Annotated in this window: 22 protein-coding genes; 14 read left to right on the top strand and 8 right to left on the bottom strand. The window is 62.4% G+C overall.

Annotated elements, in window-relative coordinates:
• Genes BMI85_RS05210 through BMI85_RS05190 form a run of 5 tightly spaced genes read left to right on the top strand, consistent with a single transcriptional unit; the run spans window position 1 to window position 6409 of the window.
• Window positions 1-978, top strand: a complete 978-nt coding sequence (locus BMI85_RS05210; protein ID WP_210402313.1) for a sugar-binding transcriptional regulator — start codon at window positions 1-3, stop codon at window positions 976-978.
• A complete protein-coding gene (locus BMI85_RS05205) occupies window positions 975-2729 on the top strand; it encodes a glycerol-3-phosphate dehydrogenase/oxidase (RefSeq protein WP_078599960.1) in 1755 nt (584 codons plus the stop codon). Before BMI85_RS05210 ends, BMI85_RS05205 begins: the two co-directional genes overlap by 4 nt.
• Complete coding sequence (locus tag BMI85_RS05200; protein WP_078599958.1) at window positions 2726-4282, top strand: FGGY-family carbohydrate kinase; 1557 nt, start codon at window positions 2726-2728, stop codon at window positions 4280-4282. Before BMI85_RS05205 ends, BMI85_RS05200 begins: the two co-directional genes overlap by 4 nt.
• Window positions 4275-5162 (top strand): 3-hydroxy-5-phosphonooxypentane-2,4-dione thiolase, encoded by an 888-nt coding sequence (gene lsrF, locus BMI85_RS05195; RefSeq protein ID WP_078599956.1) that lies wholly within the window; start codon window positions 4275-4277, stop codon window positions 5160-5162. Before BMI85_RS05200 ends, lsrF begins: the two co-directional genes overlap by 8 nt.
• The gene (locus BMI85_RS05190) at window positions 5162-6409 is read left to right on the top strand and encodes a class II aldolase/adducin family protein (RefSeq protein ID WP_078599954.1); all 1248 of its coding nucleotides are present in this window, start codon (window positions 5162-5164) and stop codon (window positions 6407-6409) included. Before lsrF ends, BMI85_RS05190 begins: the two co-directional genes overlap by 1 nt.
• Window positions 6410-6971: 562 nt before the next feature.
• Here BMI85_RS05190 and BMI85_RS05185 read toward each other — a convergent pair.
• Genes BMI85_RS05185 through BMI85_RS05175 form a run of 3 tightly spaced genes read right to left on the bottom strand, consistent with a single transcriptional unit; the run spans window position 6972 to window position 9779 of the window.
• Window positions 6972-7286 (bottom strand): antibiotic biosynthesis monooxygenase, encoded by a 315-nt coding sequence (locus BMI85_RS05185; protein WP_078599952.1) that lies wholly within the window; start codon window positions 7284-7286, stop codon window positions 6972-6974.
• A 23-nt stretch (window positions 7287-7309) separates the two neighbouring features.
• Window positions 7310-8839 carry an autoinducer-2 kinase gene (gene lsrK, locus BMI85_RS05180; RefSeq protein ID WP_078599950.1) on the bottom strand — a complete coding sequence of 510 codons (1530 nt, stop codon included), beginning with the start codon at window positions 8837-8839 and terminating at the stop codon, window positions 7310-7312.
• A gap of 1 nt (window position 8840) precedes the next feature.
• Window positions 8841-9779: a sugar-binding transcriptional regulator gene (locus BMI85_RS05175; RefSeq protein ID WP_078599948.1), complete on the bottom strand. Its 939-nt coding sequence runs from the start codon at window positions 9777-9779 to the stop codon at window positions 8841-8843.
• A 205-nt stretch (window positions 9780-9984) separates the two neighbouring features.
• Between BMI85_RS05175 and lsrA the strand changes: the two genes are divergently transcribed.
• The 5 genes from lsrA to BMI85_RS05150 all read left to right on the top strand — a co-directional run bounded on the left by lsrA (window position 9985) and on the right by BMI85_RS05150 (window position 15808).
• The gene (lsrA, locus tag BMI85_RS05170; protein WP_078601060.1) at window positions 9985-11460 is read left to right on the top strand and encodes an autoinducer 2 ABC transporter ATP-binding protein LsrA; all 1476 of its coding nucleotides are present in this window, start codon (window positions 9985-9987) and stop codon (window positions 11458-11460) included.
• Complete coding sequence (locus BMI85_RS05165; protein WP_078599946.1) at window positions 11453-12463, top strand: autoinducer 2 ABC transporter permease LsrC; 1011 nt, start codon at window positions 11453-11455, stop codon at window positions 12461-12463. The genes lsrA and BMI85_RS05165 overlap by 8 nt, the downstream gene beginning before the upstream one ends.
• Window positions 12460-13443 carry an autoinducer 2 import system permease LsrD gene (locus BMI85_RS05160; protein ID WP_075774278.1) on the top strand — a complete coding sequence of 328 codons (984 nt, stop codon included), beginning with the start codon at window positions 12460-12462 and terminating at the stop codon, window positions 13441-13443. The genes BMI85_RS05165 and BMI85_RS05160 overlap by 4 nt, the downstream gene beginning before the upstream one ends.
• A gap of 33 nt (window positions 13444-13476) precedes the next feature.
• Complete coding sequence (gene lsrB / locus BMI85_RS05155) at window positions 13477-14496, top strand: autoinducer 2 ABC transporter substrate-binding protein LsrB (RefSeq protein ID WP_078599944.1); 1020 nt, start codon at window positions 13477-13479, stop codon at window positions 14494-14496.
• A 70-nt stretch (window positions 14497-14566) separates the two neighbouring features.
• Entirely contained in the window at window positions 14567-15808 is a 1242-nt protein-coding gene (locus BMI85_RS05150) for a class II aldolase/adducin family protein (protein WP_078599942.1), read from the top strand.
• 328 nt (window positions 15809-16136) lie between these two features.
• On the opposite strand, the gene BMI85_RS05145 is transcribed toward BMI85_RS05150, so the two are convergent.
• Together BMI85_RS05145 and BMI85_RS05140 are read right to left on the bottom strand one after the other, a co-directional pair.
• Entirely contained in the window at window positions 16137-17150 is a 1014-nt protein-coding gene (locus BMI85_RS05145; RefSeq protein ID WP_078599940.1) for a cyclase family protein, read from the bottom strand.
• A 1-nt stretch (window position 17151) separates the two neighbouring features.
• A complete protein-coding gene (locus BMI85_RS05140; RefSeq protein ID WP_078599938.1) occupies window positions 17152-18048 on the bottom strand; it encodes an FAD-dependent oxidoreductase in 897 nt (298 codons plus the stop codon).
• Window positions 18049-18151: 103 nt separating this feature from the next.
• Here BMI85_RS05140 and BMI85_RS05135 point away from each other — a divergent pair, with 103 nt between their 5' ends.
• From BMI85_RS05135 to BMI85_RS05120, 4 genes are read left to right on the top strand one after another with little or no spacing between them, the layout of a single operon-like run.
• Entirely contained in the window at window positions 18152-19477 is a 1326-nt protein-coding gene (locus BMI85_RS05135; RefSeq protein WP_078599936.1) for a TIGR00366 family protein, read from the top strand.
• Window positions 19477-19782, top strand: coding sequence for a YciI family protein (locus BMI85_RS05130; protein WP_078599934.1), 306 nt, complete (start codon window positions 19477-19479; stop codon window positions 19780-19782). Before BMI85_RS05135 ends, BMI85_RS05130 begins: the two co-directional genes overlap by 1 nt.
• Window positions 19783-20073 (top strand): muconolactone Delta-isomerase, encoded by a 291-nt coding sequence (gene catC / locus BMI85_RS05125; protein ID WP_078599932.1) that lies wholly within the window; start codon window positions 19783-19785, stop codon window positions 20071-20073.
• Window positions 20070-20789 carry an SDR family oxidoreductase gene (locus tag BMI85_RS05120; protein WP_078599930.1) on the top strand — a complete coding sequence of 240 codons (720 nt, stop codon included), beginning with the start codon at window positions 20070-20072 and terminating at the stop codon, window positions 20787-20789. Before catC ends, BMI85_RS05120 begins: the two co-directional genes overlap by 4 nt.
• Window positions 20790-20849: 60 nt before the next feature.
• Here the strand turns inward: BMI85_RS05120 and pcaD are convergent, their stop codons facing one another.
• From pcaD to BMI85_RS05105, 3 genes are all read right to left on the bottom strand, one after another.
• Window positions 20850-21629, bottom strand: coding sequence for a 3-oxoadipate enol-lactonase (pcaD, locus tag BMI85_RS05115; RefSeq protein WP_078599928.1), 780 nt, complete (start codon window positions 21627-21629; stop codon window positions 20850-20852).
• On the bottom strand, window positions 21626-22534 hold the full coding sequence (locus BMI85_RS05110; protein ID WP_078599926.1) for a LysR family transcriptional regulator: 909 nt from the start codon (window positions 22532-22534) through the stop codon (window positions 21626-21628). Before BMI85_RS05110 ends, pcaD begins: the two co-directional genes overlap by 4 nt.
• A 365-nt stretch (window positions 22535-22899) precedes the next feature.
• Window positions 22900-23316, bottom strand: a complete 417-nt coding sequence (locus BMI85_RS05105; protein ID WP_078599924.1) for a GFA family protein — start codon at window positions 23314-23316, stop codon at window positions 22900-22902.
• Between the last annotated feature and the right edge of the window lie 271 nt (window positions 23317-23587).

Here is a 23587-nt window from a genome sequence, read left to right as displayed (position 1 = left end):
ATGAAGCAGGATATCGCCCAAGTGCGGCGCATCCATACCGCGCTGAGCTTGCACTACCTCGACGGATTGACGCAGGCGCAGATCGCCGAACGCACCGGCATGAGCCATTCGACTGTGAACCGGCTCATCAAGCTGGGCCATGAAATGGGAATGGTCGAAATCGCGATCCGCTCTCCATTCCAGGACCACCTTGCTCTGGAGCGCGAACTGGCTGAGATTTCGGGCCTGCGTGAGGTTGTTATCGAGGCGACCGCATCGGATAATTCCGAGGCTATCCTTGCGCGGGTTGGAGCTGCCGCGGCCGATCTCCTGATCTCCAAACTGCGTCCGGGACAGTCGATCTGCATCAGTGGCGGTCGTGGAGTGAGCGCCTGTGTCGCCGGACTACGTAACACTCCGAGTGTCAGAGGTATCACCGTGGTGCCCGCAACAGGCTTGGTTCAGGGTAAGCACTACACCGATGTGAACCACGCCGCGGCTACGATGGCCGATGCCTTTGGTGGCGAAGCGGTTCAGATGTTGTCGCCGATGTTTGCCGAGACGGACGAACAGCACCAGATCATTACTCAAATGCGCACAGTTTCACGCGTGCTTGATCAGGCGCGGGCGGCCGATATTGCCGTGGTTGGGATCGGTGGGCTCCGCGAACGTTCCACCAGCTATTTCGATTTGCATCGGGATGTGTCCGCAGAAGAGGAAGAGCTTTTCGCGTCAGGGGCAGTGGCCGAGTTGTTGGCGCAAGTTCTTGATAGCGAAGGCACTCCAACCAGCTACCGGCGCAACCGGATGGTTATAGCGATTTCTCCCGAGGATCTGCGGCGCGTTCCCGTGACGATCGCCGTCGCCGCGGGTGTCGAAAAGACTGAGGCGATCTGCGCCGTCGTGAGGGGCGGGTATATCGACACGCTGGTGACCGATGAACGCACCGCGCGTGAAGTGCTCAGGCAGCTTCGTCTTCGAAGGGAGATCACGGAATGAAAGCAGAACCCGAAATAGCGGCAGTTCGCTCCCGTGCGGCTTCGCTGTCGCACCTCCAAGATGCCCGACCGCAGGTTTTAGTGATTGGTGGTGGGATCAATGGAGCTTCAGTCTATCGAGAACTCGCGTTGAATGGCGTCAATGTGATGCTGGTCGAGCGGTCCGATTTCTGCGCGGGCGCCTCCTCGGCTCTGTCGCGGATGGTTCACGGCGGATTGCGCTATCTTGAGAATGGCGAATTCGATCTCGTGCGCGAGGCTCTGGATGAACGCAACCGACTTTTGCGCAACGCGCCGCATCTGGTGACGCCCTTACGGACGCTGGTGCCGCTCGACAGCTGGATTTCGGGAACGCTCAACGCGCCTCTAAAATTTCTTGGCTTACGCGATGCCCCCTCGCGGCGCGGGGCTATTCCGGTCAAGCTGGGCCTTAGTTTTTATGACATCTACACGCGCGGCAGGGGCGGATTACCCAAACATCGGATCTTATCGCGTCGTGCTGTGCGAAAGCGGCTTGCGGGCCTAGCGGACCGGGTGCGTTGTGCCGCGACATATTACGACGCGCAGGTCGTTCATCCTGAACGCATCGTGACAGAGATACTTGAGGATGTGGCGCGCAGCGGTGCGTCGGCGACGGCACTAAATTATCTTGAAGTTGTCGAGATTGACGCCGCAGGCGTGCGGATGCGCGACCGTCTTGACGGAGGTGAATTTCGTATCGTCCCGCAGCTTGTGATCAATGCCACCGGGGCGTGGATTGATCGCACCAATGCGCGTCGAGAGCCGCCCGCCGCCGAGCCGATGGTGCAGGGCACCAAAGGATCGCATTTGATTCTGGACCATCCTGAGCTCCGCCAGCGCCTTGGCTCAGACATGGTGTATTACGAGAATTCGGACGGACGAATCTGCATTATGTTCGTCTTGCATGACAAGGTGCTTATCGGATCAACGGATTTGAAAGTTCCTGATCCTGATGCCGCCCGGTGCGAGCAAGACGAGAGCAGCTATATTCTTGATGGGCTGAGCTACGTTTTCCCAGATATTGAAGTTGCGTCGGAACAGGTGATCTACCGTTTTGCGGGTGTGCGTCCGCTTCCTGTCAGCGGTGCAGGAACTACGGGACAGATCCCCCGCGGACATTTCATCCGTTGGTTTGGTGAGAAGGATGTTGGGCGCGCGCCTCCTATGCTGTGCATGATTGGGGGGAAGTGGACAACATTCCGGGCGTTCGGAGAGCTTGCCGCAGATGAGGTTTTCAAATTCCTCGGGCAGGCGCGACATCGGAGCACCACAGAATTGCCTATCGGGGGTGGGGCTGGGTGGCCCAGCGATGTTCCCGCTTGGATTGCCTGCGTCGCCGAGGAGAGCAGTTTGTCCACCACACGTGTCGGGCAACTCCTGAGCCGCTACGGGACCTTGGCGCGCGCGCTCGCTTCGGCCTTTCGCAATGAAATCCCCTTGCCTGGAGTGCCGGGCTATAGCGAGCAGGAAATTGACTACCTGATCACCCATGAACAGGTCGAGAGCATTGAAGACCTGGTGTTGAGGCGCATGACGATCGCGCTATCGGGGGCGCTCACACGGGCGGCGTTGCGCGCGCTGGCGACCCGGCTGGCGCGGCACAAGAGGTGGAGCGATGAAGAGTGCGACAGCCATCTTGCTGAGACCGAGCGGCGTCTAAGCGAGCTACATGGCGTGCAACTCGAACGGTGCAACACCACAGGCGCAGTCAGGGAGGTAGCGGCACAATGACTGATTATCTGCTGGGAGTGGACGCGGGCAATACGATGGTCAAGGCGGCGATTTTCGATGCGGAAGGCCGCACGATCGCTTCGGCTGCACGCAATTCCGACAGTCAGCAACCCGCCCCGCATTTCGTGGAACGCAGCCCACAGGACCTATGGACGGCGGCTGAGCGAGCGATCGCGGATTGCATCGCGATGTCGGGTGTCGATCCGAGCGCGATCCGGGCGATCGGCGCGGCGGGCCATGGCAACGGTCTGTATCTGCTTGACCGGAATGGAAAAGGGCTTTGCGGCATTCAATCGATGGACAGCCGCGCAGCCCCACTTGCGGCACAGTTGGATGACACGGTCGGCGCGCGGATCCTGCAAATCGCCCACAGTCGTCCTTGGCCAGCGATGACACCAGTTCTGCTGGCGTGGATGCAGGCGCATCGGCCTGAAAGTTTAGCCGACGCTGGGCATGCCCTACTGTGCAAGGATGTCATCGTGCACGGGTTGACGGGCCGGGTGGGCTCAGATGTTTCCGATCTGGCGGGTTGCGGATTGCTGGCGCTGCCCGCGTTGCGCTACGAAACAGAATTGCTTGATCTTTATGGGATTTCCGGGCTGAGCCGCCTGCTGCCCAAGCCAGCGCACAGCCATGACATCGTCGGCTCGGTCACTCCGCAAGCGGCGGCGGCGACCGGGTTGCGCGTGGGAACTCCTGTGGTGGCGGGGCTGTTCGATGTTCTAGCTTCCGCGTTGGGAGCGGGCACCGCGCGTCCTGGCGAAGCTTCTATTGTCGCAGGAAGTTGGTCGATCAATCAGGTGTTCGCGACCGAGCTACCGCGCTACCCGCGGGCGTTGCTCGCGTCGGTTCTGGGTGCCGATATTTGGGTAAGTTGCGAGGCATCCCCGACCTCGGCGGCTAACCTGGAATGGTTCGTGCAGCAAATCCTAGTGCCTGAGGCGGCTGCCCTCGGGCGTGATCCGTTCGAAATGTGCAACGAACTTGCAGCGAAGGCTGCTCAAACCCCAGATGCACCTGTATTCCATCCCTTCCTCTACGCCGGCCCGGTCGCCGGAGCACGTGGTGGCTTCAACGGGCTAGGGAGTTGGCATAGCAGGGCTGACCTGGTGCGCGCGGTGTTCGAGGGGATCGCCTTCAATCATCTCGCGCATTTCGAGAAACTGGACGTGGCGCAAGGGTATGATGCGATCACTCTCTCGGGCGGCGCGGCAAAGTCGCGGCTCTGGTCGCAGATCTTTGCGGACACGTTCCAGAAACCCGTTGCTATCTCAGATTGCGAAGAGACCGGCGCGCGCGGTGCCGCGATGGCAGCAGCGGTGGGAGCCGCGCTGTTTCCCGACTACGCCGAGGCGGCGACCCGAATGGCTGCCCACCAGACTTTGCTTCAACCCGATCCCGCTGCGGCAACCAGGTTGCAACGCCGTTACCGCCGCTGGTGTGGCTATCGCGACGCGCTCGTTGAGGCTTGGCGTGCCCCTCCTGATCTGCAGGCGGCGCCCGAGCAAGACCTGCAAACCAACACTCAAGCTGAAAGGATTCACCATGGCTGATCTCGATGATATTCACGACGGCAAGGATTTTGCTCTCGATACGCCGGCACGCAACGAGGCGTTTTTCCTCAAAGGAGCTGGAGCTTATGATTGGGGGATGCAGAACCGTTTGGCGCGGATCTTCCGGCCCGAAACCGGACGCACTGTTATGCTTGCGTTCGATCATGGCTACTTTCAGGGGCCGACAACAGGGTTGGAACGAGTGGATGTGAATATTGCACCGCTCTTCGATCATGCCGACGTCCTCATGTGCACTAGGGGCATGTTGCGAACTTCGGTGCCAGCGGCGACTCAAAAACCGATCGTTATGCGCGCGTCTGGCGGAAACTCGATCATGTCGGAACTTTCCAACGAGACCGTCGCGGTCGACATGGAAGACGCGCTGCGGATGAATGTCTGCGCAATGGCGGCGCAGGTCTATATTGGATCGGAATTCGAACATAAATCGATCAGCAATGTTATTCGTCTGATTGATGCTGGCAATCGGGTGGGAATGCCGACTTTGGCGGTTACGGGCGTGGGCAAGGATATGGCGCGCGACGCCCGGTATTTCGGCCTCGCGACCCGCATTGCCGCGGAATTGGGTTCTCAATACGTAAAGAGTTACTTCGTTGAAGAAGGGTTTGAGCGGGTCTGCGCAGGCTGCCCGGTGCCGATCGTCATCGCGGGCGGCAAAAAAATCCCTGAGCGTGAAGCTCTCGAGGTGGCCTATCGCGCAGTCGATCAAGGCGCTGCTGGTGTTGATATGGGTCGCAACATTTTCCGCGCGACTGACCCCGTTGCGATGATCCAGGCGGTGTCCTCCGTCGTTCATGAACTGACCCCACCTGCGCAAGCCTTTGAGATGTATCAGGATCTCAGCCGCCCGAAGGCCGCGTAATGGATAGTCGATGGATCGAAGAGGAGGCCGCGGCATTGACGTCGCGGCTTTCCAATCAAAGCGATGCTGATGCGCTATTGGCGCTGCGGGTCTACACATCCCGCCTGATTGGGCAAGATCCCGAACTCGCTATGCACGGCGGTGGAAATACCTCGGTCAAAGTGATGCGTGATTTGGGCAATGGGCCTGAAGCTGTGCTGCATGTTAAGGGCAGCGGTTGGGATCTGGCTACGATCGAGCCAGCTGGCTTACCAGGTTTGCGTCTTGCCCCACTTTATCCACTGCTCGATGGCACGAGACCGAGTGACACCGAAATGGTGCGTATTCTACGTGGCTATTTGCTGAATGCAGCTGCTCCAAACCCATCGGTCGAGACGTTGTTGCATGCGTTTCTACCAGCACGGTTTGTCGAACACGGTCATGCATCGGCAGTGTTGGCGATCGCAAATCAGCCGGAGGAAGAGCAGCGCCGCATCGTCCGGGAATTATTCGGATCGAGCATTGTCTTCCTGTCCTATGTCTTTCCTGGCTTCGATTTGTCGGTTGCAGGTGCGCGTGCGCAAGCCGACCATCCCGCGGCGACGGCAATGTGGCTGGCTAACCACGGGCTATTCACTTGGGGCGATAGCGCGCGCGACAGTTACCAGAGGTTCATCGAAATCGTTTCGAAATGCGAGGAATATCTGGCGCAGGCTGGGGCTACTTTGCCGATCAACTCGACGACTGAAGAGGCTGGTGGCTGTGCCTCGCTTTGCGAAAAGTTGACGGAGCTACTTTCCGAGCTGCCGACCTTCTCCGACGGTGTTTTTCTTGATCCGCGACCTTTGCCGGTCCTCGCGAATTCCACCACCCTTGACGCGGCGCAGCGCGGCACAGTAACGCCAGATCATGTCATTCGGATCAAGCCGTTCGCGCTCAGGCTCCATGTAACATCGCAGGAGAGGACCATCACTGAGGCGCTGGAGCAATTCACGGAAGCCTACCGGGCCTATTTCGAGGCCCACAGAGACCTACTGCCAGTGACGCCGATCATGTTGGATACCGCTCCGCGGGTGGTTCACGTAGCAGATTTTGGTGTAATCGGAATTGGTCGCAGCGCGGCTGAGGCCTCGATCAATGCCGATTTAGCGGTTCAGAACTTGCGGGTGGTCCACTCCGCTGAGAGCTTAGGTCGTTACACGCCGCTGTCGCGCGACGAACAGTTCCGAATTGAATATTGGGAATTGGAGCAGGCCAAACTGCGGTAGAAGTCAGAAGATGGGGACGGCCAATGAAACCCCACCCAGCCGCGTCCGAAGCTCAGTTAGTTTTGCTGTAGAGCTCTCAACACTGACGCGGCTCAGATCGGCTTCGTCTGGGATGACCTGTGGGCTCCCACTCAACCAAGCGAGACAGTCCTAGCGATTTAGAGCCTGATCGTTCTCGCGAGATGCCGTGAGTGGAATCGATATGGGAACCTGCTTCTCGCAGTGGCCGTCGCCCGTTGCGTTCTCGAATTCATTTTTGACAAGCCGTAGGCCTTTTCTCGCTGCCCCGCTGACTGTTCCGTTCGACACGCAGCAAACGCCGCTTGGCAAACAAAATGGATGAAGTCGCGGGGCGATGGCGTCTGACGGGGGGAGAAGTGCATCTCCGAGATGGTCGGCGAATAGTTCAAGGGCCCGTGAGACATCCAGCTCCGAAACTATGGCACTCGCTAGCGTGCGCTTCGCCCGAGGGGGCAGAGGCGTTATCCAATTATCTTAGATGAGGTTTCCATAAACCGAAGCCCGAAGTGCTCAGGACGGCTTCGGTTTGCAGGATTGAGCGTTATGCCGAGGTTGCCGCAACGCCCTGAACGAGAACCGGCTCAAAATAGGTCTTCGAGCGCCCGCCGATCGTGATCGGGTCGATCATCGAGACGCATTTCTGGTAATGGGCGGTCTTGCGGTGATCCTCGAGCGCGTCATCGCTTTGAAAGATTTCGTAGACGAAGAAATTGTTCTCGTCCTCGGGGTCGTGCAACAGGTCGAAGCGCAGGTTTCCCGGTTCTTCGCGCGTGCCGTCGCAGTTGATCTTGAAGGCTTCGAGGAAAGTCTCGCGCGTGCCCGGCTGCACCTTGATATTCACCAGTTGGATCAGCATTCAGAAGTCCTTTCTTGCAGGTCTCACGTGCCCGGGGCACGCCACATGGATTGGGTCACACCCTCGGCCACCAGCGCGCGCTGCGCGGCATAGGCGCGCTGCCAGCGGTCGCTCGCCTCGTCGTAGAGGTCGCGCAGGGCGCTGTTCGGTTGATATTCATCCTCGATGCAGGACCATGCCGCACCTGCGTCCTTGAGCGAGCCGAACTGGCCCGCCCCGGTCGCCGCGGCAGCCGCACAGCCAAGCGCGGTGGCCTCCTTCACCTTGGAGGTCGCGACCGGCAGGCCGGTAACATCCGCAAGGATCTGCGCCCAATGCGGGGATTTTGACGCGCCTCCGGCAAAGACGATGCGGGCCGGGCGCTCGCCGGTCAGGGCGAAGACCGCCTCGAGATTGCGATGCGCGACGATGGCGGCATTTTCCTGCAAGGCACGGAAGATCGCGGCGGGCCCGGATTTCTCGGGGTCGAGCGAGAGGTTGAGCAGCGACGGCGCGGCGTGGATCCATTCGTTGTAGCGCATCACGTCGGACAGGATCGGGATGATCCCATGCGCGCCGGGCGGCACTTCCTTCGAGGCGGCTTCCAGCTCGGAATACCCCTTGCCTTGCCCGAAAGCGTCGCGGAACCAGCGCATCGCGGCCCCGGTGAAGAAGCTGATCGCTTCGGCCTGATTGAGATGCGAGACCACATGCGGATTGATCCGGAGTTTCATGCTCGGATCGGTCAGGGTCAGCGGCACATTGACCACCTGCTGCCAGAACGTGCCGCCGAGCACTGCGCAATCGCCGTTCTCGACGATCCCGAGCCCCAGCCCGCCGGTTTGGCAATCGCCACCACCCGCCACGACCAGCGTGCCTGCGGCGAGACCGGTCTGCGCGGCGGCGGCGCCCGTCACCGTGCCCACGCATTCGCCGGTCACGACGCTGCGCGGGAAGATGTCACTGCGCAGTCCCAGTTTCTCCATCGCGTCGCCCAGCACCTTGCGATCGGCAAGGCCGATCAACCCGGTCGTCCCGGCATTTGACGGCTCGGAAGTCAGCTCATCCGAAAGCCGGTAGAGCACCCAGTCCGACAGCATCGTCAGCGCCCGTGCCCGTTCGAGCACCTCGGGCATGTGCCGGCGCAGCCAGATCAGCCGGGGCAGGGCGCCAAGCGCGTAGGTCTGGCCCGAGCGCGCATAGATGTCTTCCTCCAGCCCCGGATAGTCCCGCTTGAGTTCGCGGACCTCGGCATCGGCGCGCGCATCGACATTCGCGCAGGCCCAGATTTCCGCGCCGCTCTCGTCATGCAGAACGAAAGCCTCGCGCATCGCCGTGGCGCTGACCGAGACGATATCCTTCGGATCGACACCGGAATTCGCGATCACTTCGCGGCAGCAGCGGGCCAGCGCCGCCCAGTTGCCCTCCGTGTCGAAATCCATCGAGCCGGGATAGCGCGGGTCGCTGGCGTGCCACCATTCCTGCCCGGCGGTCGCGATCTCGGCGCCGGTCTCGTCGAACAGGACGGCCCGACCGCTGCCGGTGCCAGCGTCGAAGGCGAGAAAATAGCGCATGTCAGTCCTCCGCGGCGTCGAGGAGCGACAGCGCGGTCGACTCATCGGTCACCAGAATGTCGAGAATTTGGCCGCGTAGCGCGGCGAGGATCGGAGTGACCTTGTTCGGTCCGCCGGCGGCGCCGATCACCTGCTCGCAGTCGCGAAGCTGGACCAGATCGACGCCGATCACGCGCTCATGCAGCGGCAGTTCCATGTCCTGCCCGGTCCGGTCGTAGAACCGGCACAGCACATCGCCACGCGCACCACTGCGGCGCAGCGGCTCGATTTCGCCAGCGGTGATGTAGCCTTGCGCAACCACGGTCGCCTGTTCCGAGATGCCGCCTATCCCGACCAGCTTGTAATCGGCTGCGATCGCCTGATTGAGCAGCGACGAAATCGCAGGCTCGCGCAGCAGGGCCGCGGCCAGTTCCGGCGTCGAGACGACGAGCGGCGCTGGGATGATGTTCGGCGTGCGGTCCCAATGCGCCTCGCGCATCCCCTGCACATAGGTCTGCACGCCACCCGTCAGCGAAAACAGCTCGATCCGGCGCTCCTGCACGACATGGCCGAGCACCCGGATCGCGTTCGAAACGGTGGCGCCCCAGCCGACAGCGAGGCTGTCGCCGGGCGCGAGCTTCTGCATGAGGTAATTCGCCGCCGCCTGTCCGATCCGCGCGTCGACATCCGAACCGGCGCTGTCGGGGATCACCCGGCAATCCTTGAGGCGGAATCGCTCCTGCAGGCGGGTCTCGATCTCGAGGCAGCCCTGCTGGCGCGAATTGATCCGCACCTCGATCAGCCCGGAGGCGCGCCCCGCATCGAGAAGTCGCGATACCTTGATGCGCGAGAGGTTGAGCTGATGCCCCACTTCGCTCTGCGTGAGCCCGTCATTGTAATAGAGCCAGGCGACCCGCGCGAGCAGGGCTTCGTCCGTTTCGTTCGGCGCGAGCTCTTCCATGACGATCGGTTCTCCGGAGTAATGGGGCAATGTTCAAATAACTCGTTACAAAAACATATGAACAAGTCAATAACTCAAAAACGCCGCAGTGCAGCGTAAAAAATAAGCGAAAAATTGTTGACAGCGTGGATAACGAGTGAACAGATGTTTAGCAGACAAACAGATGAACATTCGAGAAACTGGGATGTTGATCGAGGGAGGCGCTATGACATCTGTGCTCGCCGAGCTTGGCCGGGTTTCTAAAAGCTACGGCGGCGTGCCCGTGCTCAAGGGCGTGGATTTCGCGGTGCGTGCCGGGGAGATCCATGCGCTTCTGGGCGGCAATGGTGCGGGTAAGTCCACCTTGATGAAAATCCTCGCGGGTCTGGTCGCGCCGACGGCGGGTCGGGTCTCCATCGGTGGAGAGCCGCTGCATCCTGCGACGCCAGCACAGGCGCAGGCAATGGGGCTGTATCTGGTGCCGCAAGAGGCGCATATCTTTCCCAATCAAAGCGTTCTGGAGAATATCTGCATTGGCCTGCCGCGCCGGGCGGAGGCCTATCGGGCCCGCATTGGCGAGCTGATCGCGGACCTTGGCGTCGCGCTGTCTCCCGATGCCAAGGCCGCGACCCTCGAGATCGCAGACCGACAGATCGTGGAAATCCTGCGCGGCCTCGTGCGCGACGCGAAGGTGCTGATCCTTGACGAGCCGACATCGGCGCTTACCCCGCATGAGGTGGACACGCTGTTCGACCGAATGCGGGCGCTGCGCGCGACGGGTCACGGGCTCGTCTTCATTTCGCATAAGCTCCACGAGTTGCGCGCCGTCAGCGACCGGATCACGGTTCTGCGCGACGGCTATGTCGTGCACAGCGCGACGATGGCCGAAAGTAACGATGCGGAGATTCTCGCCGCAATGAGCCCCGGTGTCGCGGCCCTGCGCGACCGCCGCGCCGACAGGGCCCGCGCCGAACGCAAGACGCTCGAAGTCGCGGGGCTGCGGGGCGAGGGCTTCGTCGATATCTCGTTCGATGTGCATCACGGAGAGGTTCTCGGTCTGACCGGGGTCGTCGGGGCGGGGCGCACCGAACTGGCGGAAACCCTCGTCGGGCTGCGACCGCGTGCTGGTGGTAAAGTCGCACTCGAGGGCAGCGCTTTCGTCGCCCGGACACCGCGCGACGCGGTGCGTGAGAATGTCGTGCTGCTGTCCGAAGATCGGCAGCAATACGGGCTCTTTCTCGATGCGCCACTTTACTGGAATACCTCGTCGCTCGTGCATTATCTGCTGCCCTTCCTGCTGCGGCCCGGCACAGAGCGCGCGCGTTTCGAAGGCTATAGCAAGACGCTTGGGATCAAATGCGAGACGGCGGAACAGCCGGTGCGCAGCCTTTCAGGTGGAAACCAGCAAAAGGTCCTGCTGTCGAAATGCCTCGCTGCCAAGCCGCGGGTCCTGATCCTCGACGAACCGACGCGCGGCGTCGATGTGGGCGCGCGCAACGATATTTACGAACTGATCGAACAGCTGGCCGACGCAGGCACGGCGGTGTTGCTGATCTCGTCCGATTTCGACGAGGTCGTGCGCCTGTCGGACCGGATCGCGGTGATGGCGGGCGGGCATCTCGCCGGCGAGCTTCCGGGCGGAAGCAGCACCGACGAGATCGCCGAACTGGCCTTCGAATCCAAGGAGGCCGCCCATGCTTGAACGGATCGCCCGCGAACGTGTCGCGACCCTGTTCCTCGTCACGCTGATCGTGCTGTTGCTTGTCGGTGCGGCGGCGCCCGGGTTCCTCTCGGCGCGCACCGCTTCGATCATCTGGTCGAACGGATTGGTGCTGATGCTCGTGGCGCTGGGGATTTTCCCGGTGATCCTGACGCGCAATATCGACGTCTCGGGCGGCTCGGTGCTGGGGCTTGCAGCGGTGACGCTCGGGTTGACGGTGAACGCCGGGGCGTCGCTTCCACTGGCAATCGCGGCGGCGCTTGGCGCGGGCGTGGCGGCGGGCGCGCTCAATGGTGGGCTCGTGGCACTGCTTGGCGTGCCCTCCATCGTGGCCACGCTTGGCACGCTTGGCCTGTTTCGCGGCGTGATGCTGATCGCCACCGGCGGCGAGTGGATCGAGGAGCTGCCGCAAGGGGTCAAGGACCTCTCCGGCAAGGGCTGGCTCGGGCTCTCGGCGGTGGGGATCGTGGCGATCGCGCTGATCGTCGCGGTCTGGCTGATGCTGCGCACCCGGCGCGGACGCTGGATCTTCGCGGTGGGAGACAACCGCGAGGCGGCGCGCCATCTGGGCCTGCCGGTGCGACGGATCGAGTTTCTCGCCTTTGTCTGGGCGGGAGCGATGTATGCGATCGCGGGTATCGCCTTTGCAGCGCAGATCGGCTTCGTGCCCAATCAGGCAGGCTCGGGGATGGAACTGCGCGCGATCGCGGCGCTCGTTCTGGGAGGGATCAGCCTGCTCGGCGGCGTCGGATCGGTGGCGGGCGTTGTGATCGGCGTGATCTTCTTCACCTCGATCGACACCGCGCTCGTCTTCCTCAAGATCCCGGCCTACTGGAACGACCTCATCGGCGGCGCGATGCTGCTCGCCGTGCTGCTGATCGACGGTCGACTGCGGATCGCGCTCGAAGCGCGCGACCGCGCGGCGCGTTACCGCCGCGGCGAAACGCCCCCACCCAAAACCCGTGATCTGGAGGAAGCGGCATGAAGCGTCTCGTGATGCGCTGGGAAGTCCTGTTGCTCGGGCTTCTGGTCCTTGAGCTCGTGGTGTTCGGGGCCATCAACCCGCGCTTCCTCAAGCTGAGTTCGCTGCTCTACGGCACCTCCGATTTCGTCCATGTCGGGATCGTCGCGGTGCCGCTGACGCTGGTGATCATCGCGGGCGGGATCGACGTGAGCTTCGCTTCCACCGTCGGGCTCTGTGCGATCACTTTCGGGATTGCCAATTTCTTCGGGATGCCGCTTCCGGTTTCGCTCGCGGTGGGCTTCGCGACGGGTGCGCTCGCGGGGCTGCTGAACGCGACGATCATCCGTCTCACGCGGCTGCAACCGCTCGTGGTGACGCTTGGGGCGCTCTACATGTTCTCGGGCGCGGCCACGGTGCTCTCCGGCGTCGTCGGCGCGAACGGCTATGACGGGATCGGCGGCTTCCCGGCAGCCTTCACCGGACTTGGCTATCAGATGATCCTCGGCCTGCCGATGCCGCTTTTCGTGTTCCTCGCCTTCTCGCTCGTGATGCTGGTTCTGCTGCATGTCACGCGCTTCGGGCGTCTGGTGTTCCAGATCGGCCAGAACGAATCCGCCGCGCGCCACGCTGGCATGCCCGTCGCTCGGGTTCAGCTACTGACCTATGTCATTACCGGGCTTGCCGCCGCGCTCGCGGGGCTGCTGCTGTCGGCCTATTTCGGCTCGGCGCGGGTTGATCTGGGCAAGGCGACGCTACTGCCCGCGATCACCGCCGCCGTTCTCGGAGGCGCCTCGATTTATGGCGGTCAGGGCTCGGTGATAGGCACCATCATCGCCACTTTCATCATCGGCTATCTGCAGCAAGGCCTGCAGATGAGCGGTGTTCCCAGTCAGGTTTCCAGCGCGTTGTCCGGAGCGCTGCTGGTTGTCGTCGTCGCAATGCGCCACGGGGCGTCCTTGCTGCGCGAGTTCATTCCGGTGCGGCCGCGTCCGTCAGAATGACGCGTCCAGAGAGTTCAGAGGAGGAGAACTGAAATGCGTAAAACGACCAAATGGGTGATGGGCACCCTTGCGGCAGGGATGCTGATGGCCAATTCGGCCGCGGCCGAGGATATCGCCTTCATTCCGAAGCTTGTCGGGGTGGGCTACTTCACGTCGGGCGGTAAGGGCGCCGTCGACATGGGCAAGAAGCTTGGCGACAACGTCACTTATGACGGGCCGACCGAACCCAGCGTCTCGGGGCAGGTTCAGTTCGTGAACAACTTCGTCAATCAGGGCTACAAGGCGGTAATCCTCGCCTCGGTCTCGCCCGATGGTCTATGCCCGGCGCTCAAGCAGGCGATGGCGCGCGACGTGCTGGTGATGACCTGGGACTCGGATGTGAACCCGGATTGCCGCTCCTACTACATCAACCAGGGCACGCCTGAGCAACTGGGCGGTATGCTGGTGGACATGGCCTCCGATGGGCTGAACGGTAAGGACAAGGCCAAGGTCGCCTTCTTCTATTCCTCGCCGACCGTGACCGACCAGAACGCTTGGGTCGCGGCCGCGAAAGAAAAGATCGCGAAGGAGCATCCCGGCTGGGAAATCGTGACCACGCAATACGGCTATAACGACGCGCAGAAATCGCTGCAGACCGCGGAGGGTATCCTGAGCGCATATCCCGATCTCGACGCCATCATCGCGCCCGATGCCAATGCGCTTCCCGCTGCAGCCCAAGCTGCCGAAAATCTCGACAAGGCAGGTAAGGTGACGATCGTGGGCTTCTCGACGCCCAACGTGATGCGCCCCTATGTGAAGCGCGGGACAGTTGCACGCTTCGGTCTGTGGGACGTGACCCAGCAAGGCGCGATCTCGGTGGCGGTCGCCGATCACGTGCTCAAGAATGGCCCGCTGCAGGTCGGTGACACGATGGATGTGCCCGGCATCGGCGAAGTGAAGGTCTCGCCCAACTCGGTGCAGGGCTACGATTATGAAGCCAAGGATAACGGCATCGTCCTGCTGCCCGAGCGAACGGTGTTCACCAAGGACAACATCGACAACTTCGATTTCTGATCCCTCGTGATCTCACATGGCGAGGGCGCGGTGACGCGCCCTCGCAAACACGTTGAAATAGGAGCCTCCCATGCAATCGCGCTGGAACGACGACGACGCCCAATCATTCGCCGAGGCCGCCGAAGCGGCAGGTCAACCTGCCGCGCTGGGGCTGCGCGTCTACAGTTCGCGTCTGATCGGACAGAACCCTGAACTGGTGCTGCATGGCGGTGGCAATACATCGGTGAAGATTCCCGATGCGCCGGGCGGAGCGATAATTCATGTGAAAGGATCGGGGTGGGACCTCGGCGATATTGAAGCGCCCGGCCTGCCGGCGATGCGACTGGAGCCTCTGCTGGAGACGCGATCCATCCCGCATATGTCGGACGAGGAGATGGTGGCGTTCCTGCGCAGCCAACTGCTCGACCCGACTGCGCCGAACCCCTCTGTGGAGGCGCTGCTGCACGCCTATATGCCGCAGGCATTCGTCGATCATTGCCACGCAACGGCGATCCTCGCGCTGGCCGATCAGGAAAGAATGGAGACGGTGGTGCGGGATCTCTATGACGGCCGGGTCGGCTTCGTGCCCTACGTCATGCCCGGTTACGCGCTGAGCCATGCGTGCAAGGACGCGCTTGCTCGCGATCCGCAGGTGGAAGGCCTCTGGCTTGAGAAGCACGGGCTGTTCACTTTCGCCGAGACCGCGCGCGAGAGCTATGAGCTGACGATCGAATTCGTGAACACCGCCGAAGCGTATCTCGCGTCGAAGGGGGTTACTGTGGAGGGGCCGCAGTCCAATGACGCGCTGATCCCCGATGATCTGGCCTCCGCTCTGACCAGGGCCCTCGCCGCGCAGGGGGCGCTTGGCGCCGAGCCCGTGGTGGATTTCCGCTCGACACCCGCGATCCGGCGTTATCTGGGGCACGATGATCTCAAGGAACTGGCAATGCGCGGCACTGCCACCCCGGACCACGTGATCCGGATCAAACCCTTCCCGCTGATCGTCGAGGCCGGGGACGATGTCGCCGTGATCGAGCGCAAGCTCGCGGACTATGCCCATAGCTATCAGGCCTATTTCGAACGCAACGCGCCCCATGCTTCTGAGCCGAAGACCATGCTTGATCCTGCGCCGCGCGCGGTGCTTGTGCCAGGGGCGGGGCTTTTTGCTGTCGGTGCGAACGAGAAAGCGGCGCGCATCGCCGGCGACTTGCTGGAGCAAACGGCGCGGATCGTGAACGCTGCGGAAGAGTTCGGGCGCTTTGCTCCGATTTCCGAGCGCGAGCTATTCGACATGGAATATTGGTCGCTCGAACAGGCGAAGCTGAAGAAGTGAGGGGAAGCGTGAGCGCTTCAACGAAGGGCATTATTGGACAGTGTGGCAAGCGTCGGTTGAGCGCTGGCAATGGACTTCCTTGCAGCTAGCGACCTGTGTTGAGCATCGTTGATGCAGCGAACGTCTGCTCTCCGCCCTTTTGGTCCAGCTGTGGCAATCGGCCCTAGCTGATCTGCGCTCCTGACGCGCGGGATAAAAGAACTCGACCCCAGAGTTGTCTTTCGCATCGAGGCGCAGCATCCGGCCTCATGGACGCGCGAAGAGCGGAAACTGAGGACGCTCCACATATACCTCAGCGCGCCTGCTGAATAGTCTCGATTCCTCTCGATCAGATCGTGGCGACAGGAGTGACCGGTGAGCCGATGGCCCCCGGAAGGTAGAGCGGCGGGGCAGTCAGGAAGACCGCATTCCGTCCAGTTGCCTCGAGCGCCTGCGCCAGGTCGCGGAAATACCACAACTCCGCCAGCGGCATCCCCAATTTGAACAGGCAATGGTGATGCAGCGGCAGCCGGAGGCAACAGGCAGTGGGGTCGGTATGCGGGTTCTCCACCGCGTAGTTGTCAGCGGCAATCGCCGAGATTCCGCTGGCGCCCAGCCAGTCCTTGAGCGCCTGATCGGTGCCGTCGAGCACCGCGCCTGTCGCGTCGAGCCCCTCGGGGTCGGGCGCGTCTTGCATGTCGCGCAGGGCCTCCGCATAGCCGGTGCGCAGCATCAGGATGTCCCCACGGCGCAGTTCGACGTTTTGGGCTGCAATCACCTCCTGCAGCTTGTCGAGACCGACGAGGGTGCCTGCCATCCCGAAATGACGCACGAAATCGACGAGCACGCCGCGCCCCTGCACGGGCGTCTTGGCCATCTCGCAGACCGACAGGCGGCGCGCATAGGAGCCGTGATCCCCCGGGCCATCCGCGCCCAGCACATCCTCGTCCGCGCGGTGACCGTTGTAATAAACCCGCTCCGCCACGCCGTCGCCATCCGCGTCGAACAGCGCGCCGACATGGGCCAGCGAATCCCATTGCGTGGAATATTGGGTCGACAGTAACACCTGATCGTCGCTGAGCACGTCGCGCAGGCTCGGGTCGATGTTGGCCAAGGCGTAGTTGATATAGGGCGTGTCCTCGAGGAAGGTCGGCTGCAGCACCGGCGGCTTGCGTCGCGGATTGAGCTTCAGTTTGCCCGGCAGGTCGAGCGGCAGTGATAGGCAGAAGGCGCGGCCCTCGCGGATCTCCTGCGCGGCAGCCTGCCGTTCGGGCGCGCCGATCAGGTTGAGCGTGCCCAGCTGATCGTCGGCGCCGAAATCGCCCCAGTTCGAGCCTTCCGGTCGGTTTACCCATTCAGGCATTTCACTCCTCCTCCATATCGATCCGTCGTGCCAGCGCGATGATCTCGGGCAGCAGCGCTTGCATGCGCTTCGCTTTGCGCTCCTGTCGCTCGTCCCACGTGTAAAAGCCTTTTCCACTCTTCCGGCCAAGCTCTCCTGCTGCAAGTTTGTCGTCGAGCAGTTTCGGCGGCGTCTGGTCCGCCGCGAGATCGGGGTAGAGATAGGATGCGATCGCGTGATGGGTATCGATCCCGTTGAGATCGCGCTGCATGAGCGGTCCGCTCAGCGCCAGCCTTACGCCGAGCGCGTAGCGGGTGATCGTGTCGAGCCCTTCGGCGTCGATGACCCCGGCTTCGATCAGGTGGAAACATTCCCGCGCCATCGCGTGTTGCAAGCGGTTCGCGACGAAGCCCGGAAGGTCGGCACCGAGCCGCGCGACTTTCTTGCCCGACCCCTCCAGAAGCGCCTGCCAGCGATCGAGCGTCTCATGCGAGGTCTGCGGGGCAGGGACCAGCTCCACTGCGGGCACAATGTCCGCCGGGTTGAAGAAATGCGCAATCGCGAAGCGTTCGGGATGAGAGAGGTCACGGGCGAGATCGGCCGCGCGCAGGCCCGACGTGTTCGAGGCGATCGCGGTCTCGGGTCCGAAATGCCGGGACAATTCGCCCAGCACGGCGCGCTTGAGATCCAGTCGTTCGGGCACGGCCTCGATCACGAAGCCGCAGCTCTGCCAGTCCGGTCCCAAGGCATCCACGGAAGGGCTCGAGACGAAGCCGGGCGTGTCGCCGATTGCCTTGGTTGCGGCGGCGCGCGCGGTGTCGGCCGGGTCAATCAGCGCGACCGGATGTCCGGGGCTCAGGAAATGACGGGCCAGCGCAGCCCCCATGATTCCCGCGCCGATCACGATGACCTTCTCCATTTCGCACCTCGTCGTGAATTATATATTGACGTTATAAGTAAATGCTGATGATTTGCAAATCATATCAGAAGGCGGGCGGAGGGGCCCGCTAAGGGAGACGTATATGAACTCGATAGCCAATTTCTTTACGCGGATCGTGAACCGCTACATGCCCGACCCGCTGGTCGTGGCAATCATCCTCACGGCGCTGACGGTGATTTTCGCGATGATTTCGCAGGGCACTGGCTTCTTGGAAGCCTCGCAATACTGGGGCGACGGCTTCTGGAATCTGCTGTCCTTCACGATGCAGATGACGATCATCTTGCTGGCAGGCTACATCCTCGCGCGCACGCCGCTGGTGGACAAGCTGATGAACAAGGTGGTGGGCGGCATTCACTCGCCGCGCGCCGCGATCATCGTGGCCACGCTGTGCGGCGGTGTCGGCAGCTGGTTGAACTGGGGCTTCGGCCTCGTGCTGGGCACGCTGATCGCGCAAAAGCTCGGCCGTCAGGTGAAGGGGCTGCACTATCCGCTGGTGATCGCGGCCGCCTATTCGGGCTTCGCTGTCTACGGGGTCGGCCTTTCGGGTTCGGTGCCACTGCTGATCAACACGCCCGGCCATTTCATGGAGGACGTGATCGGTCTGGTGCCGCTCGGTGAGACGATTTTCTCGCCCTACCTGATCATCATGAACCTGATCCTGCTGGTGACGCTGCCGCTGTTCAACGCGATGCTGCATCCCAAGCGCCCCGAGGAGGTGGTCGAGGCGCCGGCGGAGCCCGAAGCGCCGAGCGCGAAGCTCGAAACCTCGGAACCCACCGTCGCGGACCGGCTCAACAATTCGCGCATCCTCGGCGTGGGCATGGGCCTCTTCGGGCTGCTCTACGTGGCGATGTATCTGGTCAATGGCGGCAGCGTGACGCTGAACTTCGTGAACTCGCTGTTCTTGTTCCTCGGCATCACTCTTTTCGTCACGCCGAACCGCTTCCTTGCGGCGCTGCAGGACGGCATCAAAGTCGTGAGCGGCATCATCATCCAGTATCCGTTCTATGCCGGTATCCTCGCGATCCTCTCGGGGTCGGGGCTAATCGTGACGCTGGCCAACTGGTTTGTATCGATCTCGAGCGCGGGCACCCTGCCGATCTCGTCCTTCCTGTCGGCGGCGCTGATCAACCTCTTCGTGCCGTCGGGCGGGGGCCAGTGGGTCATTCAGGGTCCGGTCATGATGGAAGCCGCGCGTCAGCTCGGCGCTTCGGTGCCTGCGACCGCGCTTGCGGTGCAGATCGGGGACCAGTGGACCAACATGGTGCAACCCTTCTGGCTGCTGCCGGCGATGGCGATCTCGGGCCTCAAGCTGAAGGATCTGATGGGCTATATGGTGGTGATCACCTTCTATCTCGGGATCGTCTTCCTCGCGACTGTGACGATCTGGGGCATGGTGGGCGCCTGATGCCCTGGATGGTCGAAACCTATGACAAGCCCGACCATGGCGCGCTTCGCTTGCGCCTGCGGGCCGAACATCTCGACTACCTCGAGGCCAACAGCAAGACGCTGTTGGCCTGCGGGGCCAAGATCGGAGACGACGGGGAGGGCGCGAGCGGCGGCCTCTACCTGCTCGATCTCGAAAGCCGCGCCGAGGCACAGGCCTTCATCGAGGCCGATCCCTTCTTCAAGGGCGAGCTCTTCGAGCGCGTTTTCATCACGCGCTGGCGCAAGGCCTATCTCGACGGCCGCAATACACTCAACGAGGACTGAATGCTTTATCACGTGAAGATGACGGTGACCCTGCCCACCGATATGGACCCGCAGGAAGCAACCGAGATCAAGGCGCGGGAAAAGGCCTATTCGCAGGATCTTCAGGAGCAGGGCATATGGCGCCATATCTGGCGCATCGCTGGGCTTTACGAGAACGTCTCGATCTTCGATTGCCGCGATCATGCGCATCTGCATGAGGTGCTGATGGGGCTCCCGCTCTATCCGTGGATGGAGATGGAGATCATGCCGCTTTGCCGCCACCCGTCTTCGGTGCGCGGAGACGATACATGAGCGGATATGACCGGCGCGCGGCGTTGATCACGGGCGGGGCGGGCGGCATCGGCCGCGCGATCACCGCCCGGCTGAAGGCCGACGGCTTTCGCACGATCGTGTTGGATCAGGCGCCTGCCGATCCGACGGTCGCGGACCGCAGCCACGAAGTGGATCTGACGGATGCCGCGGAGACGTCCGCGATCTGCTCGACCCTCGCGCGGGAGGAGGAAATCAGCTGCCTCGTGAATAATGTGGGCATCGTTATGCCCGCACCGCTCGAAGAGGTCGGGCTCGACGATTTCGACCGGATGATGCACCTCAACCTGCGACCGTCGCTGATCTGCGCGCAAACGCTGCTTCCGGGCATGAAGGCGCTTGGTGGCGGACGGATCGTTATGAACACGAGCCGTGTGACGAAGGGCAAAGAGCTCCGCACGCTTTACTCCGCGACCAAGGGCGCGGCACAGGCGATGGCCCGGACTTGGGCGCTCGAGCTGGGTCAGCACGGCATCACGGTGAACTGCGTGGCTCCAGGCCCGATCGGCACCGAGGCGTTCTGGCGCAACAACCCGCCCGAGGCTCCGGCCACGAAGGAAATCATCGAGAATGTCCCGGTGCGCCGCGTCGGCACGGGCGAGGATGTCGCCAATGCCGTGTCGTTCTTCGCGGCACCCGAAGCGGGCTTCGTTACCGGGCAGACGCTGTTCGTATGCGGGGGCGTGACGGTGGGCTGAGCCGCACCCCGCCTCGAATTGAAACGGGCCGCTCCGATGGGGCGGCCCGTTTCGTTTGGATCAGTTGGTAACGTGCGAGCTCAGCAGTTCGACGAAGCGTTTGGGCTGCTCGACGCAAGGCAGGTGACCCGCAGCGTCGATCTCGACAAAGCGCGAATTCGGGATTTTCTCGGCAGTCGCGCGCACCAGATCCGGCGGCGTCGAGGCGTCCTGCGCCCCCGCGATCACCAGCGTGGGCTGGGTGATCCGGGCAAGATCGGCAGTGTAATCCGCGTCGCGGATTGCGGCGCAAACCTGCGCGTAACCCTCGTCGGGCGTGCGCTCGAGCATCGCACGCCACATCGCGAAATCTTCGGTCGTCTCGTAGCCCGGCGCGAACCAGCGAGCGAGGATCGCGTCCGAGATCGAGGCGACGCCGTTCGCGCGCACGGCGTCGATCCGCGGGTTCCATATGTCCGGCGTGCCGATCTTGGCGGCGGTGTCGGCGAGCACGAGCTTGCGCATCGCTTGCGGGTGGCGCAGCGCGAGGCGCTGCATGATCAGGCCGCCCACCGACAGCCCGATGCCAATGAAGTCGGTGATGCCGTAGTGGTCGAGAAGCGTCGCGACATCGCTGGCCATCGTCTCGATGTCGAGCGTATCAGCCGCGATGCTGAGGCCGTGGCCGCGCTTGTCTTGCCGCAGGAGGCCCCATTCGGTCGGCAACAGCTGCACGACCCGGTCCCAGACCCGCAGATCGGTGCCGAGCGAGTTGGCGAATACCAGCGTGGGCGCGCCCGGTGCGGGAGGGCGATATCCATGGTAGATGCCCCGGATCGCGGTAAAAGTCTCAAGCGTCATGATAGGTCCTCGAAGTTCAGATCATCCAGACAGGCCAGCAGCAGGTCGAGTGCGGGGTTCTCCCGCTCCGCCTGATGGACCAGCGAGATGTTTGCCGTGACCTCCTGATCGGCCAGTGGCCGGTAGGTCACGTCGGGAATGTGCACGTTGCGGATCGCCTGCGGCACGATGGCCACGCCCAGCCGGGCAGCCACGAGACTTGCGATGGAGGCGAATTGCGGCGAGCGCTGCACGATGTTGGGGCTGATGCCGGCTTTGGCGCAGGCGCGATACATAGCCGCCGAAAAGCCGCTCGTCGGACGCAGATGCGTGGCGATGAACGCCTCATCACGCAGATCGCGCAGATCAACCGCGGTGTCGCTTGCGGCAAGCCTGTGATCGGTGGGCAGGGCGATCCAGAGCCTTTCGTGGCACAATGTCCGCGTCACGAGATTGTCGGGCATCTCGGGAAAGGGGAGGCGGATGATCCCGGCATCGAGATTGCCCGCCGAGACTTCGGGGATCTGCCGGTCGAGATCCATCAGCGTAAGTTGCAGCTGGGTCTCGGGCGCGTTGCTGCGAAAGCCGCGCACCAGCTTCGTCAGCACGCCATTATAGGCTGCGGCCCCGATATAGCCCAGCCGGAGCTCCCCGATCATCCCCTTGCCGACCCGCAGCGCCACATCCTGAGCGCGCTGCGCGTGGCGCACCACGGCGCGCGCTTCGGGCAGGAGCCGTTCACCTGCCGGCGCAAGCGACACCTTGCGGCGGTTGCGCTCGAACAGAAGCGTTCCGATCTGGTCTTCCATCTGTTTGAGCAATACGGTGAGTTGCGGTTGCGAAATCCCCATGCGCTCTGCTGCGCGCCCGAAATGCAGTTCATCGGCAAGGGCCACGAGCAGCTCGTAATGTCGCAGATTTAACATATATATAACTGGGCCTCTCTGATCCAAATTTATTATAAGTTGGCGTAGGCAGCAACGCTAGCGATATTTTCTGCAGCTGTGCTCGAGCCGCTTCGGTCGCGCGCGGTCGTTTTTGCGCCATGCCCACGCTCGCCGCCCGCGGCAGGCCTGATCGCAGCAAACTTCCGTTGTCCGCTCAGAGGCACCAGACCCGTAGCGCCAAGTCCAGAGCCGGCGATCGAAGCCGCTCGAATGTCGCCGCGCAGCTTCCCTGAACCGGACTTAGCCGCGGACGCCAGTTTTCGAGCTGTTGGAGGTCGGGAGAACGGACATAGTAGTCGTTCGTCTCTACATCGGTTCACTGCTCCATTCGATGGAGCGCCAGCCTACCCGGATCGACCGGGAAGCCCGTCGAGCCTATCGATCGAGGCCAGGTCGTCGTCCCAATTCGCGCGACTGGAGACGCAAATATGCGCGGTGGGTCGTATGTCGATCGGGCTATCGAGTGAGCCTGCTGGGACGACGAGGGGGCCATCATGCGCTTGAGAGAACGGCAGCGCCGACCCGCAGTCTGCACAGAAGCTCTTCACGTGCTGTGTCCCGGGAACGCGAAATACCCTGATTTTTTCCATCCCGGACAGCCAGGTGATTTCAGCCGTCGACGAAAACAGGTTCGCGGAATGAGCCGTGCCGCTATCTTTGCGGCAGCGTCCGCAATGGCACAGGAAGAAGCTCTCGAACTCTCCCGATATGCGAAACGTCACGGCTCCACACAGGCACTTTTCGTTCACCTCGTTATCCATTTGCAGTCCCCCTCGACATGCCCCAATCGGGCCGACTTCCGGCGGAAAGCCTCACAAGGAGCAACGCGAGCGTCAACATCGCACGCAATCCGAAACGCCGATGCCCGACATGTCGACGGTCAGTGAACTCGTTCAGCGTCTAACGGGATACCGCTGTGAAAGCGGATGTCTATTGCGAATTCACCCAACTCTTCAGGGTGATCGCGCCAGCTTTTTCGGCCCTGCCTTGGCTACAGCCTCAGATATCCTCGATCCACTTTCTTGGACCGGT

The sequence above is a fragment of the Thioclava sp. DLFJ4-1 genome (genome assembly GCF_002020145.1).
Lineage (GTDB): Bacteria > Pseudomonadota > Alphaproteobacteria > Rhodobacterales > Rhodobacteraceae > Thioclava > Thioclava sediminum.
This window is presented reverse-complemented; position numbering and strand designations above follow the sequence as displayed.